General features: G+C 68.0%; 11 protein-coding genes. 4 read left to right on the top strand and 7 right to left on the bottom strand.

The window, feature by feature from the left end; all coding sequences use genetic code 11:
- Positions 1 to 68 precede the first annotated feature (68 nt).
- The gene (locus ACLBWP_RS09655; RefSeq protein WP_447654998.1) at positions 69 to 5,543 is read right to left on the bottom strand and encodes a beta strand repeat-containing protein; all 5,475 of its coding nucleotides are present in this window, start codon (positions 5,541 to 5,543) and stop codon (positions 69 to 71) included.
- Positions 5,544 to 5,740: 197 nt separating this feature from the next.
- Between ACLBWP_RS09655 and ACLBWP_RS09650 the strand changes: the two genes are divergently transcribed.
- Positions 5,741 to 6,622, top strand: coding sequence for a VanZ family protein (locus tag ACLBWP_RS09650; protein ID WP_447655135.1), 882 nt, complete (start codon positions 5,741 to 5,743; stop codon positions 6,620 to 6,622).
- Between the two features lie 19 nt (positions 6,623 to 6,641).
- On the opposite strand, the gene ACLBWP_RS09645 is transcribed toward ACLBWP_RS09650, so the two are convergent.
- On the bottom strand, positions 6,642 to 6,965 hold the full coding sequence (locus tag ACLBWP_RS09645) for a hypothetical protein (RefSeq protein WP_243562383.1): 324 nt from the start codon (positions 6,963 to 6,965) through the stop codon (positions 6,642 to 6,644).
- A gap of 294 nt (positions 6,966 to 7,259) precedes the next feature.
- Here ACLBWP_RS09645 and ACLBWP_RS09640 point away from each other — a divergent pair, with 294 nt between their 5' ends.
- Positions 7,260 to 7,391, top strand: a complete 132-nt coding sequence (locus ACLBWP_RS09640; protein WP_447654997.1) for a hypothetical protein — start codon at positions 7,260 to 7,262, stop codon at positions 7,389 to 7,391.
- Between the two features lie 81 nt (positions 7,392 to 7,472).
- On the opposite strand, the gene ACLBWP_RS09635 is transcribed toward ACLBWP_RS09640, so the two are convergent.
- Positions 7,473 to 8,021: a sortase gene (locus ACLBWP_RS09635; RefSeq protein ID WP_243562382.1), complete on the bottom strand. Its 549-nt coding sequence runs from the start codon at positions 8,019 to 8,021 to the stop codon at positions 7,473 to 7,475.
- A gap of 431 nt (positions 8,022 to 8,452) precedes the next feature.
- A complete protein-coding gene (locus ACLBWP_RS09630) occupies positions 8,453 to 10,270 on the bottom strand; it encodes a DUF4012 domain-containing protein (protein WP_447654996.1) in 1,818 nt (605 codons plus the stop codon).
- A 188-nt stretch (positions 10,271 to 10,458) separates the two neighbouring features.
- Between ACLBWP_RS09630 and ACLBWP_RS09625 the strand changes: the two genes are divergently transcribed.
- Positions 10,459 to 11,712: an O-antigen ligase family protein gene (locus ACLBWP_RS09625; protein WP_447654995.1), complete on the top strand. Its 1,254-nt coding sequence runs from the start codon at positions 10,459 to 10,461 to the stop codon at positions 11,710 to 11,712.
- Positions 11,713 to 12,123: 411 nt separating this feature from the next.
- Here ACLBWP_RS09625 and ACLBWP_RS09620 read toward each other — a convergent pair whose 3' ends face one another.
- From ACLBWP_RS09620 to ACLBWP_RS09610, 3 genes are all read right to left on the bottom strand, one after another.
- Complete coding sequence (locus ACLBWP_RS09620; RefSeq protein ID WP_447654994.1) at positions 12,124 to 13,095, bottom strand: GDP-L-fucose synthase family protein; 972 nt, start codon at positions 13,093 to 13,095, stop codon at positions 12,124 to 12,126.
- Entirely contained in the window at positions 13,095 to 14,123 is a 1,029-nt protein-coding gene (gene gmd, locus ACLBWP_RS09615) for a GDP-mannose 4,6-dehydratase (protein WP_447654993.1), read from the bottom strand. The genes ACLBWP_RS09620 and gmd overlap by 1 nt, the downstream gene beginning before the upstream one ends.
- Positions 14,124 to 14,243: 120 nt before the next feature.
- Positions 14,244 to 15,161, bottom strand: a complete 918-nt coding sequence (locus ACLBWP_RS09610; RefSeq protein WP_447654992.1) for a polysaccharide pyruvyl transferase family protein — start codon at positions 15,159 to 15,161, stop codon at positions 14,244 to 14,246.
- Between the two features lie 180 nt (positions 15,162 to 15,341).
- Between ACLBWP_RS09610 and ACLBWP_RS09605 the strand changes: the two genes are divergently transcribed.
- The gene (locus ACLBWP_RS09605; protein ID WP_447655134.1) at positions 15,342 to 16,178 is read left to right on the top strand and encodes a glycosyltransferase family 2 protein; all 837 of its coding nucleotides are present in this window, start codon (positions 15,342 to 15,344) and stop codon (positions 16,176 to 16,178) included.
- The last annotated feature ends 14 nt before the right edge of the window (positions 16,179 to 16,192 follow it).

The raw sequence follows: 16,192 nt of genomic DNA, 5'->3' as shown, positions 1-16,192 counted from the left end.
GGAGGCCCGGATCACGTCCGCCGTGTGGCGGTGGTGATCCGGGCCTCCTGTCCGTCAGCCGAGTTGGGTCAGGCGCGCGCGTTCCGTCGTCGGAGCAGCAGGGCGATCCCTCCCAGCAGCAGCGCGAGCGCGGCCAAGCCGAGCCCGGTCAGCCCGGTCGTTCCCGTGAAGGCGAGCTGCGCGGCGTGCAGCTTGGCGGCCAAGCCGATCGGGTAGGTGACGGTGATGGTGGCCGTGACGACCTGCCCGTCGCTGTCGGTCACGGCGTACCCGACCTGCAGGGTGCCGGTGTGTCCGACCTCGGGCGTGAAGGTGACGACGCCGTCGGTGACGGTCCAGGTGCCCTCGCCGTCGACGACCAGACGGTCGACGCTCGCGCCGGTCGCCGCGTCGAGCAGGTGCAGCGTGCCGCGCTGGAACGTCGCACCACCGGTGGGGTGGTCGTTGTCGAGCGGCGCGATCGTGACGGCCCTGCCCTTCGTGCCCGTCGCCGCGTCGTCGGTCGCGACGGCGTGGGCCAGCACCACCATCGTCGCCGTGGCGCTCGTCGTCTGCCCCGAGGCGTCCGTCACCGTGTACGAGAACACGTCCGTCCCGGTGAACCCGGTCGCCGGCGTGTAGACGTACGACCCGTCGGCGCCCACGCGAGCGGTGCCGTGCGCGGGCTTCCGGTCGAGCGCCGCGGTCAGGTCGGTGCCGAGGTCGTTCCGCAGCAGGCCGTGGCCGGCGTCGTGCGCGACGGCGACCCCGGCGACCGTAGTGGCGGCGTCCTGTCGCGCGACGATCCCGACCGTGACCAGCATCGTGCCGTCGACGCGCTGCCCGGAGGCGTCCTGCGCGGTGTACGTCACCCGGTCGGTGCCGGAGAACCCGGCGGCGGGCGTGTACACGCACGTGCCGTCGGCCGCGATGGTCGCGGTGCCGTGGCCAGCGGTGCCGACCGCGACGACCTGCAGCCGGGTGCCACGGTCGTTGCCGAGCACGCCCGGCCCCCGGACGGTGACGGCGGTGCCCGCGGTGGTGCGGGCACGGTCGTCGCGGACGGTCGGCACGACGGTGATCGTCACCAGGCCGGTGGCGGTGTTCTCCTCGGCGTCGGTGGCCGTGTACGTGAAGGTGTCGATGCCCGACCAGTCCTGGGCCGGGGTGTAGACGTACGAGCCGTCCTTCGCCACGTGCACGGTGCCGTGCGCGGGCTTGCGGTCGACTGCGGCCCACAGCGCCGTGCCGGAGTCACCCGTCAACACGCCCGTGCCGGCAGCGGCCCGCACGGTGCCGTTCGTCGCCGTGGTCGCAGTGTGGTCGACCGCCACGGTGCCGACGAGCACGGTCACGGTCGCCGTGGTCGACTGCCCCCAGGCGTCCGTCGCGGTGTACGTGAACGTGTCGGTGCCCGAGGCTCCCGGCGCCGGCGTGTAGACCAGACCGCCGTCGACGCCCTCGGTCACGGTGCCGTGCCGAGCGTCGCCGTGTCCGGTGACGTGCAGTCCGGTGCCGTGGTCGTTGCCGGTCACGGTCGCGCTGCTGATCGGCAGCGCGGTGCCGGCGGGCGTGCTCAGGGTGTCGGCGACCGCGACGGGGGTCACGGTGACGGTGACCGTCGCGGTGGCGGTGCTGCCGGTGCCGTCCGTCGCGGTGTACCCGAACGTCGCCGTGCCGGAGAACCCGTCCGCGGGGACGAACGTGACCGTGCCCGTGCCGGAGACCGACGCCGTGCCGACCGGTCCCGTGCCGCCCGAACCCGTGCCGACCGGCCCCGTGCCGACCGACGCTGCCGGCGCAGACACCGCGGTGACGTGCAGGGCGGTCCCGCTGTCGTTCGCGGTCACGGGGACGTCGACCGCGGTGCCCGCCGTGGTGCTGGCGGTGTCGTGCACGGCCTTCGGGGCGACGGTGATCGTGACGGTCGCCGTCGTGGTGTTGCCCGATCCGTCGCGGACGGTCGCGTCGAAGGTGTCCGGGCCGGAGTACCCGGTCGTCGGCGTGTACGTGTACCCACCGGCAGGGTCGACGGTGACCGAACCGTGCGAGGGGTCCGTGTGGTCCGTCACGTGCAGGTCGGATCCGGTCGAGTCGGCGAGCACGCCCTGGTCGGCGGGCACGACGAGCTCGCCGTCCGCGGTGGCCGTGGTGTCGGGAGCCGCGACCACGGGGTCGATCGTCACGGTGACGGTGCCGGTCGCGGTGTTGCCGTTCGCGCCGGTGACCTGGTACGTGAAGGTGTCCGTGCCGGAGGTCCCCGCGGCGGGCGTGTACGTCACGGTGCCGTCGGCGTTCCGGACGACCGAGCCCGTGCCGGCGTCACGCACGGCGGAGACGGTGAGTCCGGTGCCGTGGTCGTTCGCCGTCAGGTCACGCGAGGTCACCGTGACGGGCGTGTTCGCCGTCGTGGTGATCGTGTCCGCCGCGGTGCTCGGCCGCACGGTGATGCTCACGAGCCCGGTGGTGGTGCTGTCGGAGCCGTCCTTCGCCGTGTACGTGAACGAGTCCGGGCCGGAGAACCCGTCGGCCGGCGTGTACGTGTACGAGCCGTCCGGCGCCAGGTCCAGCGCACCGTGCAGGGGTTCGACGTCGACCGTGGCGGTCAGGTCGGTGCCGCGGTCGTTCGCCAGGACCCCGTCGACCGTGGACACCGTGAGCGTGGAGCCCGCCGTTGCGGTCGCGCTGTCGGGTGTGGCCATCGGGCCGACGATCACGACGACCCAGCTCGAGGCCGTGCGATCCGACGCGTCCGTGGCGTCGTACCAGAACGTCCCGGTGCCCGACGAGCCCGCGGCCGGCGTGAAGACCGCGTCGCCCGCGGCGTCGAGCGCGACCGTGCCACCCGTCGCGTCCCGCACGCCGGTGACGTGCAGGCCGGTGCCCACGTCGTTGCCCGACAGGGTCGTCGCGGCGACCGTGACCGGCTGGTCGGCGGTGGTCGCGGCAGCGTCGGGCAGGGCGCGCGGCGTCACGGTCACGGTGACGGTCCCCGTGCGGGAGACCAGCCCGGTGGGGTCGGTGACCCGGTAGGTCAGGTGGTCCGTGCCCGAGGTCCCCGTGGCCGGGGTGTAGTCGATCGACCCGTCGTCGGCGACGACGGCCGTGCCGTTCGTCGGGGCGTCGACGAGCGCGGTCGTCAGGTCCGTGCCGTGGTCGTTCGCCTGCACGGCGATGGTGACGGGGACGTTCGCCCGGGTGGTGGCGGTGTCGTCGGCGGCGGCCGGCACCACGGTCAGCGTGACCGTCGCCGTGCTGAGGGCCCCGGCGGCGTCCAGCACCGTGTACGTGAACGTGTCGCGGCCGGAGAACCCGTCGACCGGGGTGTACCGGTACGCGCCGGTGGTGCGGTCGAGTTCGAGCGCCCCGTGTGCCGGTGTCGTGTCCGCCGTGATCGACAGGCCGTCGCCCAGGTCGTTGCCCAGGACGCCGTCCGTGCGCCCGGTCCGGACGACCGGGTCGCCGGCCGTGGTGCTCGCGGCGTCGTCGAGGGCCCGGGGTGCGACGTGCACCGTGACCGTGACGGTGTCGCTCGAGGTGCCGTCGGTCACCGTGTAGTCGAACTGGTCCGGCCCGGACCACCCGTCGGCCGGGGTGTACGTGTACGACCCGTCCTTCCCGACCACGACGGCGCCGTGGGCAGGCTGCGTCGATCCGGCGACGGTCAGTCCGGTGCCCTGGTCGTCGGCCAGGAGGCCCGGTGCGGCTCCGACGGTCGGCTGTCCGGCCGTCGCGGTGACCGTGTCGGCCCCCGCGGTCGGCACGACGGTGACCGTCACGGTGGCGGTGGTCGTGTGGCCCTTGGTGTCCTTCGCCGTGTAGGTGAAGGTGTCGGAGCCGGAGAACCCGTCCGCCGGCGTGTACCGGTAGGCGCCGTCGGGGTCGACGGACACCGATCCGTGCGCGGGCTGCGTGTTCGCGACGACGGTCAGGCCGTCGCCGATGTCGTTCGCCAGCAGGCCCGAGGCACCGTTCGCGGACGCCGTTGATCCGGCGTGCACGGTGATGGCGTCGGCGGCCGCGGTCGGGGTGACGGTGACCGTCACGGTGCCCGTCGCCTGGCGACCGGAGCCGTCCTGCGCGACGTAGTCGAAGCCGTCCGTGCCCGAGAAACCGTCATCGGGCGTGTACGTGTACGAGCCGTCGGGGTTCACGGTCACGGTGCCGTGTGCTGGCTTGGTGTTCGACACGACGGTCAGCCCGTCGCCGGTGTCGTTCGCCAGGACGCCGGACGATGCCGGCACCGTCAGGGGCTCACCGGACTCGGCGACGGCGGTGTCGGCCGCCGTGCCGACGTGGGTGCGCTGCAGCGTGTTCGTGAACGTCACGACGACGTCGGTGCCGTCGCTGGACACGGCCCGGGGGAACGTGAACGCCGCGGTGCTGCCGGTGCCGTTCGCCACGGTGCGGCCACTGTTGGTGTCGACGGCCTTCCACGTGGTGGCGTAGTCGGCCGGGTCCGTGGTGCCCGCCGCGGTCTGGGTCACCGTGTAGTGCTTGTCCGGGGTGACCAGGACGGCGCCTGCCTTCTGGCGCTGGACACCGGTGTCCGAGCCGCTCGTGGTCGCCGTGGTGCCGCTGCTGGTGCTGGTGATGCCGTCGCCCGTGATCGCCAGGCCGAACTGGTCGCCACTGTTCCAGCGCTGGTCGACGCTCGACGCGCCCGCGACGGTGTCGGCGTAGTTGCAGGTCGCCAGGTCGGTCGCGGCGAAGTTGCCCACGACCGGGAACGACCGCAGCTGGGTGCCCGCGGTCGGGTCGAGCTGGTAGATCGTGGTCGTGGCGACGTTGTTGGCGGTGGTCGTGTTCGACACGTACAGGTAGCCGTCGGACGAGAACGCGATGCCCGGGCTGCTGGTGCCCTGCGGCAGGGTGGCGATCGGCGTGGTGCTCAGCGACGTGGCGCCGGAGGTGGCCGGGACGGCCTCGGTGTTCACCCGGTAGACCGTGTCGGCCGCCACGACGAAGAACAGCCCGCCCGAGCTGAACGCGAAGTCGCCGTTGCCCGACTTCAGGCCGGTGATCTGGCCGACCTGGCCGAGGTACTGCTGCTTGGCCGGGTCGTACGCGCCGAGCCAGCCGGTGTTGTCGCCGTAGTAGTAGATGCCCGTGACCGGGTTGACCGCTCCGCGGATGACCGTGCGGGTCTTGTCGGTCGGGATCGCGGCCGACGCGGTGTTCGTCGCGGGGTCGAACGAGCGCAGCGTCGCGCTCGCCCCGTTCGACGCCGCGAACATCGCCGTGCCCTCACGCGAGATGCCCAGGCCGTTGTTCGCCTGCGTGCCGAGGTCGGCGACGTCGGCCGTCGAGCCCTTCGACGCTGCGGCGCTGATGTCGATCGCGACGACCTTGCCCGCCGAGTTCGTCGCGTACAACGTGTTCTGGTCGCAGACGAAGTGTCCGTCGGTCGTCGCCGCGACCACCGCCGATGCCGGGGTGGCGGCGACGACGGCCGTGGCGGTGCTCAGGCCGGCGCCGACGAGCAGCGCGGCCATCAGGACGGCGACGGGTCGGACGCCGAGACGGCGTGCGGGCACAGTGGTGCCCTGGTCTGCAGGCAGCATGAGAGTCTCTTTCGGGTCGAGGCTGTCGGGCGCGGTGGCGTCGATCGTCACGGTCAGGGAACCGGAGAACGGCCGTTCGCGCCGAGGCCGATCCTGGCAGTTCACAGAGCCCCTGTGGGGACATGTCCGGTCCCCAGTAGTGGGGACCTCCCAGTCCGGGTGCCAGCCGGGGACCGGTAGCGTCGACCCTCGTGACCATGCCCCGGACGGCCGTGATCGCCCGCCTCGTGCTGGGCCTGGCGGTGCTGGCCGTCCTGGTGGCCGCGACGCTGCCCGGGGTGGCGAGCGAGGCGGTGGGGCTGTTCCGTACCGGGGTCGCAGCGCTGCGGGGTGTCGGGCACGGCCTCCTGACCGTCGAGGACGGCTTCGTCACCGCGATGGCCGTGACGGCCGTCACCGTGCCGCTGCCCGCGCTCGTGGCGGCCGCCGGGCGCGGGTCGTCCGCCGTCGCCGGGTGGCGCGCGTCCGCGTGGGCGGCGGTCGCCTGCGTGCTGGTCGTGAGCATCCGCGCGGCGCAGGGTGGCACGCCGGGCCGGACCTGGGCCTCCGGGATCGTGGCGTGCGCGGTCGGTGTCCTGCTCGGCGCCCTGGTGCTCGCCGCGCTGCGGACCCGCGCCGTCGCTCCGACGCCGCGCAGTCGGCGGCTCGCGACGACGCTGCTGGTGCTGTACGGCCTGGGCGTGCTGGTGGTGGGGTACTGGGGCTCCCCCGTCGACGCCGGTGCCCACCCGGTGATCCTGCGCGTGCTGGACCTGGTGCACCGTGTCGGCGTCCCCGCGTGGTTCGGCTACGGGGCGCTGGAGTTCAGCGCGAACGTGCTGTTCTTCGTGCCGCTCGGGTTGCTCGTCGTGCTGCGGCTGGGGACCCGCGCGTGGTGGGTGGGCTGCGTGGCCGGGCTGGTGGTGAGCTCGGCGATCGAGATCGGGCAGGCGCTGTTCCTGCCGGCGCGGTTCGCGTCGTTCGACGACGTGCTCGCGAACACCAGCGGCGCGGTCATCGGTGCGCTGCTGGGCGTGGTGGTGCTGGGTGTGGTCGCCCTGGGAACGACGAAGCCCCGCCGGAGTGCGGCGGGGCGTTGATCGTGCGGTCGGACCGGGGTCAGGAGCGGATGACGTCCGGCAGGACGGTGTGCAGTCGCTCAGCGAGACGGGCCTGGGCTTCGTCGAGTGAGCGGAAGTCGCCGACGTACTGGCCGAACGTGTCCGACACGAAGTAGTGCGAGCCCTGCTTGTCGACCGTGCCGCCGTAGTAGCCGCCGTAGTTCGCTGCCCACAGGCCGGTGTCGGGGCGGGTCCAGAGGATCCGTGCGCGCTGCGGTGCGGCGGAGGTGACGACCTGGGCTTCGATCGCAGCGATGACCTCGATGGTCTCCGTGTCGAGGGTCACCTCGGCCACGGCGGGGTGGGTCTCGGTCATGCTCATGTGGCTGCTCCTTCGCCATACGGGGTACGTGTCCTGATGACCTCAACGCTATGTCCTGCACCCCGGGTGACACGAGCGCTCCCGTGGATTCACGGGAGTTGTCAATGCGAGGGACAGGTGGAGCCCTGTGTTTCCGGGCTGGTACCAATGTGTTTCGGGGTACATCTCCTGCACGGGGTACTCGCGATCTGGACACCGTCCACAACCCCGGGCGGATCGGGAATGCGGAGGGGTTCATGTGCTTCGCGTGGCTGAGCCGTGTGGTGCACAGGTTGGTGCTGCACACTCCGCGGCATGGACAACCGCAACCAGCCCCCGCGTCAGCTGAAGCGGCCGGGGCGGACGCCGCCGTGGCTGTACATCGTGCTGGCGGTCGTCGCCGTGGCCGCGGTCGTGCTGGTGGTGCTGGCGCTGCTCACGCGGTGAGCACGCCTGGTCGTGCACTCCGGACATGACGAAGCCCCCGCAGCCAGACGGCTGCGGGGGCTTCGTTCAGTGTGTCGAGACTCAGACGGTCTCGCGCTGGCGACGGACCGAGCCGCGGACCACGAGCAGGCCACCACCCAGGACGACAGCGCCGCCGCCGACCCAGAGGGCCAGAGCGGAGATGGTGCCACCGGTGAAGGCGAGGGTGCCGTTGGTGCCGTTCGAGCCGGTGGCGACCGCAGCGTCAGCCGGAGCGACGGTGAAGGAGGCCAGGCCGACGACGCCCGAGGTGGCGCCGGTGGCGGTCAGGTTGTAGGTGCCCGACGCGCCGGCCGGGAAGGTGACGCGGACGACGAGCGAGCCGTCGGACGAAGCCGTGTAGGACTTCGAGACGGTCGTGGTCGGCAGCGCACCCAGGGTGACGGCGCCGGCGCCGGTGACCTGGACGTTGACGGTCTCGTTATCCTGGAAGGCACCCGGCGTGAAGCTCACGGCAGCGGTGCCACCGGCGGTGTAGCTGCCGGAGACGGAGACATCGGAGTCGGGCGTGTAACCGGCAGCGTTGGCGACGGCCGGCGTTGCGAGCAATGCGGCCCCAGCCAGCACGACCGCAGCAATGAGCTTCTTCATGAAGTTTCCCCTAGTGATCTGATCATCCAGACCCTGGAACCAGAGCCCGCTCCCCCGCCGCATCGTGCCCAGGCCGTTGGTGATGATGGCGGGCGTTATTGGCGAAGTTCACTCAATGTATCGGCTTTTCCCAGTTTGTTGTCATGTTCTGTGCGTCGATCGCGTTAACTCGAGGTCACAGTTCGGGCGCGTCGCCAGCGGCACGCACGGCGGCACCGACAGGTAGATCGAGGAAACCCCAGTTCACGGCAGGATTCTGCGAGAGATCGGTCGCCTCGGACCACCTGTGCGGAAGGTGAACAGATCGCTGTCCGATCGGCCAGGTTCACGCGGTCACCCCCGGAATGGGGGCATCGAACACCGCGCTCCGTGGACGAACACGACTCGTGGGAGCCCGTTGGGACTGCTGCGCGGGCCTATGGTTCGCGCCGTCAGCCCTTGGTCGGGTCGGCGCAGTCGAAGGTGAGCGGCAGGACCTTGCTCTGCCGGACGCCGGGCGTCGACATCGCCTGCACGCCGGCCTTGGCGTACTTCGCCTGGCCCAGGAACGCCACACGGAACGTCGTGCTCTGGCCTGGAGTCAGCAAGGTCTGCAGCTGCGCCACCGGGTGCCCGCCGTCGGTGGCCGTCTGCACGCCCACCTGCTTGCCGTCCTGTGTGGACCCGAGGTAGAGCGCGTTCGTGGGCGCGTAGACGGCGATCAGCGTCTTGATCGTGCCGGGCTCGGTGCCGAAGTCACCACCGCCGGTGACGTACTCGGGCAGGCTCGTGGCTGCGTCCGCAGGAGCGGTGTTCTTCAGTGTGACCTGAACGACGGACGTCGGCCGGCCGTCCTTCCGGCAGACCGAGGTGCCGACCGACACCGTCTTGTCGAGGTAGTAGTCCATCTTCGAGCCGGTGCCGTCGTTCAGGTAGACGCCGAACTGCCGGGTGGCCTTGGACACGCTCGGCAGGGCACCGGACACCGGGGTGCCGTCGATCAGCTGCTGCTCGCCGTCGTCAGCGCTCCACAGTCGGAGTCGGTCCTCGTCGGCGCCCTGGGTCAGCGCCGCGATGAACTGCTTCGTGTCGAAGGTGCCACTGGAGACCTTCTCGAACACCGCGCTGGCAGCCGAGGCGAAGAACGCGTCCTGCACCTTCGGGTCCGGGTACTTGCTGTAGACGTCGCTCAGCAGCAGCTTGACCGCGTTGTCCGAAGTCAACGTGTCGCCGGTCGGCAGCTGCACCGGACCGGTCGCCCGCAGGATGTAACTGAGCGTGACAGGGTCGATGGCCAGGACCCCGTCGACCTGTTCACCGAACTTCTGCTTCCACATCTCGCGTGCCAGCTGCGCTGACACGTCGAAGCGCGGGGTGAGCGTGACATCTTGGATGTACTCGCCCGTGATCGAGCCGTACAGGCTCTTCGTGTCGGGCTCGAGTGGCAGGACGGACTGGTCGAACTTCCCGAAGTCCGTGCTCGATGCCTGTGCCGCCAGGCTGATGTGCCCGTCTTCGACCTGCAGGCGGGCGACGGCTCCCGGGATCCCCCCGCCTGCGCGCAACTCGGCGTTGTTCTGGAACAGCAGCAGGTAGTTGCGGTCACCGTCGTGCCCGAGCATCACCGGAGCCAGCTGGACGATGCGGTTCGCGGTCGTGGCCTGGGTCGACGCGGACTGCAGAGCGTTCCGCAGCTGCCCGACCGCGGTGGTGATGGGAGAGAGGGTGTCGCTGGTGTCGATCGCCTGGGCGTCCCGCTCCGCGTGCTGCAGGGTCGAGGTGGCCTTCGCGACCGCCGGCTGGGCGTCCTCGATCGGCTGCAGGTCGATCTTGCCGTCCTTCGGCGCGAAGCTGTCCGTGCCGAACTTGCCGACGACGCCCGACACCGGCGTGACCGCGTTCCGAGCGACGTCGTCGACGACCACGGAGACCTGGCGGACGGCGCGCAGGTTCGTCCCGAAGAACGGCACGTACTGCGACGCGCCCCAAATCGGGTCTCCGGTCAGCGACCGGGCCGCACTCGCTTCGTCCTGCAGATGCTTCGCGGTCTTCTGCACGGCAGCGGTGTCGCCGCCGGTGAGCTGGGACCGCAGGGTGTCGACGTCGCCGACCGCGCGTTCCAGGTGCCCCTTCGCCAGGACACCACGGATGCCCACCCACGCGACGGCGAAGATCAGCAGGAGGACGAGGGCGAGGACGACCCACAGGACAACGCGGGCCCCAGACCCCCGACGTGCTGCAGTGCGTCCGGACTCGGGCTGGTCGGACATGAGATCAGCTTAGGTCGTACCCCGAGGTCTCTCGGTAGTCCGTGGCCCTAGGCGCTTCTACTTGACGCGCGCTACCGAATCTTGGCCCCGTACCCGGCGCAGGCCGCCGCCAGATCCGGCGGCATCACTGGCCGACGTCAATCGAACTTAACCCCCGCCGGCCACCGAGACGCTGGTACTGTCCGACGGTGACCGAAGTCCTTCCGAAACCGCGTATCCCGGTCGCGCTCGGGATCGCGATGATGTTCATCATCGTGCAAGACACGTTGAACACGATTTTCAAGGTGCAGGGCGAGGTTACGATCGCGGTAGCTGGCGTGCTCGGCCTGGTCGGAATCGCAACCTTGGCTAGCAGCCGGTCAGCACTCTCGACCCGAGCGGTGCCGCTTCCGATGCAGCTGTTTGTGATCTGGGCGGCGGTTCGATTTGGCATGGCGCCCTCGGTTATCGGTCTGCAAAACCTTCTGGTGTGGTTCATATTCCCGGCGACAATCGCGGTTGTATATGCCCGAACTGAGTCAGGCACCTTCGAGCGCGCGTACCCGTGGTGGAAGTGGCTCGCGGTCGCCTCCGCCGCCCTCTACCTCATCGAGGTAGTCAGGGATGGAATCGGTGCAGGCACCTTCCCTTACTCAGCGCGCGGGGCAGGTTGGCTGAGCGTCCTGGCACTCGTCCTCGTCGTGCCAGTGACCGTTGCGGCACGATCGTCGTGGGTGCCGACCGTCATGCTCGTCCTTGTGATCGCACTCTCGCTCTCGCGCACACCTCTAGCTATTGCGGCCATTTTGCTGATCATCGTTATAGCATTGCGCCCGTTCAAAAAGCAGCGGCCTGGTGGCGCGCGTATAGTCCTGCGGCTCTTCCTGATGACCACCGTCGTTGCAGCAGGAGCGTACGTACTCATCACGCATGTGGCGGCGATCCGGGACCGGTTCATAGACGGCGACGGCTACTCAATCGGTGGTATCGAAATCAACTCCTCCGGGCGTTCGGTCCTCTGGGGCATGACGATCGAGCAGTGGCAGCAATCACCTTGGATCGGTCACGGTCCAGGCGCTGCTCAGACGCTGATTTCCAATCGATTCCCTGGATGGATCGCACATCCACACAACGAGTACCTTCGCATTCTCGATGACACCGGTATTGTTGGTATGACCTTATGGGGCCTTGGCATGCTGATGTTGCTCGCGCGGGCCGTGCGAGCCGTACTCCAAGCAGAGAACATACAGGTCCGCGCCCTACACATTGGCGCTGCTTTATCCGTGATCGTCATTCTGCTTGGGTCGATCACCGACAATCTCACCATTAGCGTGTACGCCGTAATGATCGCCGGTTCGGCGATCGGTCTGAGCGCTGCCAACACAAAGACTCCCCGCTCACAAGGGACAGAACCACTCTCTAGTCGACCAATCCGTTACTACTCAACTCCGCCGCTTTCTTGATCTCCCAATCCCGTCTCAAATAGCCCGCGAAAGCATAGGCTGGCATCGCTTTGCAATACCCTTCAGTGCTGGTGATGCAGAAGTCGCAAGACGGCCTAACGCACCGTGCGAGGAAGTGAGTTTGACCATGATGGTCTGCAGCAGGCCCCGTGGCCGTGACAGCGGCAGGAGGAACCCTGTTGCAACCCATTGGCACACAACGCTCGCCTGTCCCGCCCCAAGCTCCCGGCAGACGCAAAAATGCATCCACCTGAGCCACTTACGCCGCTCCCAGCTCTTGAGAGCACCGCGCATCATCACTCAAGGTTCAGCGATACTCGGGCGCCTGCAATTCGGATCGCACGAAAAGACAGAATAGAGGTCTTCGAAGGAGCAGGGCACGCTTACAACCAGACATCCAGAAGGACCGGCTCACTGCCGTACACGCCCCGCGTTCTCGCGATACCAAGCGACCGTACTGCGGAGTCCGTCCTCAAGTCCGATCTGCGACGTCCAGCCCGCGTCAGCAAGCTTGGAGACGTCGAGGAGCTTCTGCGGCGTGCCGTCTGGCTTGCTGGTGTCCCATACCGTCTCGCCCTCGAATCCGACGATCGCCGCGATGGTCTCGGCGATCTCGCGGATCGTCACGTCGGAGCCGGTGCCGACGTTGACCTGGTCCGGGCCGTCGTAGCGCTCCAGCAGGTGGAAGACCGCCGCTGCCATGTCGTCGACGTGCAGGAACTCACGCCGAGGCGTCCCGGTCCCCCAGTTCTCGACACGGTCAGCACCGGACCGCGCGGCCTCGTCGTATCGACGGATCAGCGCGGGGAGCACGTGCGAGCCCTGCGGCGAGAAGTTGTCGCCCGGACCGTACAGGTTCGTCGGCATCGCCGAGATCCATGGCAGGCCATGCTGGCGACGCACCGCCTGCACCTGCAGGATGCCCGCGATCTTCGCGATCGCGTATGCGTCGTTCGTCGGCTCCAGGTACCCCGTCAGCAGCGCGTCCTCGTGGATGGGCTGCTCGGCGAGCTTCGGGTAGATGCACGACGAGCCGAGGAACACCAGGCGCTTGACGCCGTACTCGACTGCGGCGTCCATCACGTTGACCTGGATCTGCAGATTCTCGCTGAGGAAGTCGTGCGGGTAGGTGTTGTTCGCCATGATCCCGCCGACCTTTGCCGCAGCGAGGACGACGTGCTTCGGTCGTTCCTCGGCGAAGAACCGGAAGACGGCATCGCGGTTCTTGAGGTCCAGTTCGGAGGACGATCGTCCGATGACGTCAGTGAAGCCCTCGGTGTCGAGCTTCCTTGCAACGGCTGAGCCGACGAGCCCGCGGTGGCCGGCGACGTAGACCCGGTCACCACGGTCCACCGGACCAGGGGTGAAGTCGATGTCGGTCATCAGGACTCCCAGCTCTGCAGACGAACGGTGTCGATCCACGGCCGACCTTCGTGCTCGAGGGCCTCGATGTCCGCGTCGACCATGATGCGGGCCAGCTCGGCGGTGTCGACCGTCGCCTCCCAGCCGAGCTTCTCCTTCGCCTTCGATGCATCGCCGACCAGAGCGTCAACCTCGCTCGGGCGGAGGTAGCGCTCATCGAATCGGACGTGGTCCTCCCAGTTCAGGCCGGCGTGCGAGAACGCGGTGGACAGGAAGTCCTTCACGGTGAAATCGCCACCGGTGGCCAGCACGAAGTCGTCCGGCTCGTCGACCTGCAGCATCCGCCACATGCCCTCGACGTACTCGGCCGCGTAGCCCCAGTCACGCACCGAGTCGAGGTTGCCGAGGTAGACGTGGTCCTCGATGCCCGCCTTGATCCGAGCCACGGCACGGGTGATCTTGCGGGTGACGAAGGTCTCGCCACGACGTGGCGACTCGTGGTTGAAGAGGATGCCGTTCACAGCGAACATGCCGTAAGCCTCGCGGTAGTTCCGCGTCACCCAGTAGCTGTAGACCTTCGCGGCGCCGTACGGAGAGCGCGGCCAGAACGGCGTCTCTTCGTTCTGCGGCGGCGGCGTCGCGCCGAACATCTCCGACGACGATGCCTGGTAGAAGCGCGTGTGGATACCGGAGACCCGGACGGCTTCGAGCATGCGCATCGTCCCGACACCCGTGACGTCACCGGTGTGTTCGGGCTCGTCGAACGAGACACGCACGTGCGACTGCGCGGCCAGGTTGTAGACCTCGTCGGGCTTGAGGTCGGCGAGCAGGCTCACCAGACGTGCTCCGTCGCCGAGGTCCCCGTAATGCAGGTAGAGCTTCGCGTCGGGGTTGTGGGGGTCGACGTAGAGGTGGTCAATCCGCGCGGTGTTGAAGGTGGACGCACGCCGAATCACGCCGTGCACCTCGTAGCCTTTCCGAAGCAGAAGCTCGGCAAGGTAGGACCCGTCCTGCCCGGTGATGCCCGTAATGAGTGCGCGCTTGGTCATGAGTCCCCGAGTCTGATCTCCCACAATCGAGACAGTCCTCAACGTGGCCGGAAGTAACTAGCCCTCAGCATAAGGGTGTTTCGGCCGGCGCCTCGCCGCGGGCGTCTCGTGCAACGCTGTTCAGCGCGCCGGGTCAGCTTCCCTCAGGTCAAGCTGACTACCAAAGCCGGTGAGCCACGTCTCTGCGTACGCGGAGAGCTTCCCGTAGCTGTTATCAGTCGCCACCACCCTCCGCCCCATCTGCAGGCCCAGCAGCATCGCATGTAGGCGATCAGTAACGATCGTCTCGCCCTGAGAAAGGTAAGCGATTCCCCGAGCAAGTCGACGCTCCGCCTTCTCCATCCAAGTGGCCGGCTTCCGCTGGAAAAGATTCTTGATCGGCGGCACCTCGGCCGAGCGGTTTGCCCACCAGCGCAAGACATTCAGATCCCAAGGATCCGGCGGCCAGTCCAGTCCATCGATGAGTCGACCAGTGGACTCACCGTCGTTCCGACGCAAAGCTACCTCCTTTTGAATGGGATCCGGCGACGGAAGGAAACCAAGCATGTGCACGGGATCCGGGCTGAGCACGACCCCATCCATGAGGAGACTCAACGTTGCCAGAGTGGCATGATCCCGCCCTGCGATTCTCGTATTGGGTCGAGAAGCGAACCGATCCTCGAACTCTCGGCGACTGGACTCCGAAGCGAAATGGACGGTCTGAGGCTCTTGGATGAGTAACGTCTGAGACGGCAGCTCGGCCGCCAGGCGATACCGGTGAGCGTCAGAGTTCGGGTAGAGCCCGCCAAGATTACCACCCCCGTTTATCGCCACCGCTGTCATCGAATGAAGGGTCGATCGCGTCAGGGTCGGCTGACTCTGAACCTTGGTCAACTCCACGCCCGACTCGTCCCAGAAGCGGCGCTGCCCAAGCGCGATCGCGGAGTCGCCAATATTCCCGTAGTCGGGGAAGTCGGTGAGGACAACACTTGTCACACCCGCATGGAGCACTTGCAGGCGCTCCTTCGTTCGCTGTTGCAGTGCGGCGACCGGTCCCATAGGTTCTCGCTTCCTGAGGTTTCCTAAAGAGTCTAGCCCACTCGGGCAACCCAGAATCGCGGCGCGAAATATCAGCCATCGGGCGACCGGCCTGTAAGGTCCTAGGCATCGCTTACTCACTCAATCGAACCCTTGGCGTCACTCAGAGAAATCAGACCGGACTTGCAACTCTCCATCCTCATGCCAGCGCGCGATGCTGCGGTGACTCTGAGACACGCACTCGTGTCGACACTTCGCTCTGCTCCACGCGACACGGAACTACTCGTCATGGACGATGGAAGCGAGGACCGTACAGCTGAAGTTGCGCGGAATGTCGACGACCGCCGAGTTCGCGTCCTCCGTTCGGCTCAGGGATTGGGGGTTGCGAGCGCCCTCAACGCGCTGCTCGACGAAGCCCGAGGAGAGTATGTTGCGCGAATGGACGCCGACGACGTGTCTCTTCCGGGTCGGTTCCATGGCCAGCTCCAGCGCCTCAAGTCAGGCGTCGACTTCACCTTCGGGGGCGTAATTCACTTCGGCAAAGGGCTCCCCATACCGTACCCTTCGCCTCTGCTCTCGATTTCGACTTCGGCATTTCCCGTCGCTCTTCTCATCGAGAATCCGGTGGCTCACTCGACCATGGCAGCGCGGACCGACGCGTTACGCACCCTCGGTGGATACAGAGCCTGCCTCGCCGAAGACTACGACCTTTGGCTGCGCGCCGCTGGGATCGGTTTGAGTCTGGAACGAGTGTCACGGCCGCTTGTCGCCCTTCGACGCCACCGTGGCCAGGTGACTGCGTCGAGCAGCTGGGCAGAACGAGCGGCGACGGAGGCTGAGTGGCAGGACGCGTACTCAACACTCGTATCGGTCCTTCATCCAGGACTCGAGGACTCACAAGCCATCGCGATTAGGGCCGCCGGTTCACCCTCTCGGAAAAATGCGCTACTCGGATATCACTTCCGCAAGGTACAGTCAAGATTCGGCTTCAAAGACCGTGTTGCGTTATCCGTACTGAGAAACCGCCGATCCGACTAAGTCGGCGGGATTCG

Source organism: Microbacterium sp. M1A1_1b (genome assembly GCF_053345565.1).
This window is presented reverse-complemented; position numbering and strand designations above follow the sequence as displayed.

Bases quoted from the DNA above. Each gene is read 5' to 3' on its own strand.
- ACLBWP_RS09620 (WP_447654994.1), bottom strand. From the start codon at position 13,095: ATGACCGACATCGACTTCACCCCTGGTCCGGTGGACCGTGGTGACCGG.
- ACLBWP_RS09635 (WP_243562382.1), bottom strand. From the start codon at position 8,021: ATGAAGAAGCTCATTGCTGCGGTCGTGCTGGCTGGGGCCGCATTGCTC.
- ACLBWP_RS09605 (WP_447655134.1), top strand. From the start codon at position 15,342: ATGCCAGCGCGCGATGCTGCGGTGACTCTGAGACACGCACTCGTGTCG.
- ACLBWP_RS09650 (WP_447655135.1), top strand. From the start codon at position 5,741: ATGCCCCGGACGGCCGTGATCGCCCGCCTCGTGCTGGGCCTGGCGGTG.
- ACLBWP_RS09640 (WP_447654997.1), top strand. From the start codon at position 7,260: ATGGACAACCGCAACCAGCCCCCGCGTCAGCTGAAGCGGCCGGGGCGG.
- gmd (WP_447654993.1), bottom strand. From the start codon at position 14,123: ATGACCAAGCGCGCACTCATTACGGGCATCACCGGGCAGGACGGGTCC.
- ACLBWP_RS09645 (WP_243562383.1), bottom strand. From the start codon at position 6,965: ATGAGCATGACCGAGACCCACCCCGCCGTGGCCGAGGTGACCCTCGAC.
- ACLBWP_RS09630 (WP_447654996.1), bottom strand. From the start codon at position 10,270: ATGTCCGACCAGCCCGAGTCCGGACGCACTGCAGCACGTCGGGGGTCT.
- ACLBWP_RS09655 (WP_447654998.1), bottom strand. From the start codon at position 5,543: ATGCTGCCTGCAGACCAGGGCACCACTGTGCCCGCACGCCGTCTCGGC.
- ACLBWP_RS09610 (WP_447654992.1), bottom strand. From the start codon at position 15,161: ATGGGACCGGTCGCCGCACTGCAACAGCGAACGAAGGAGCGCCTGCAA.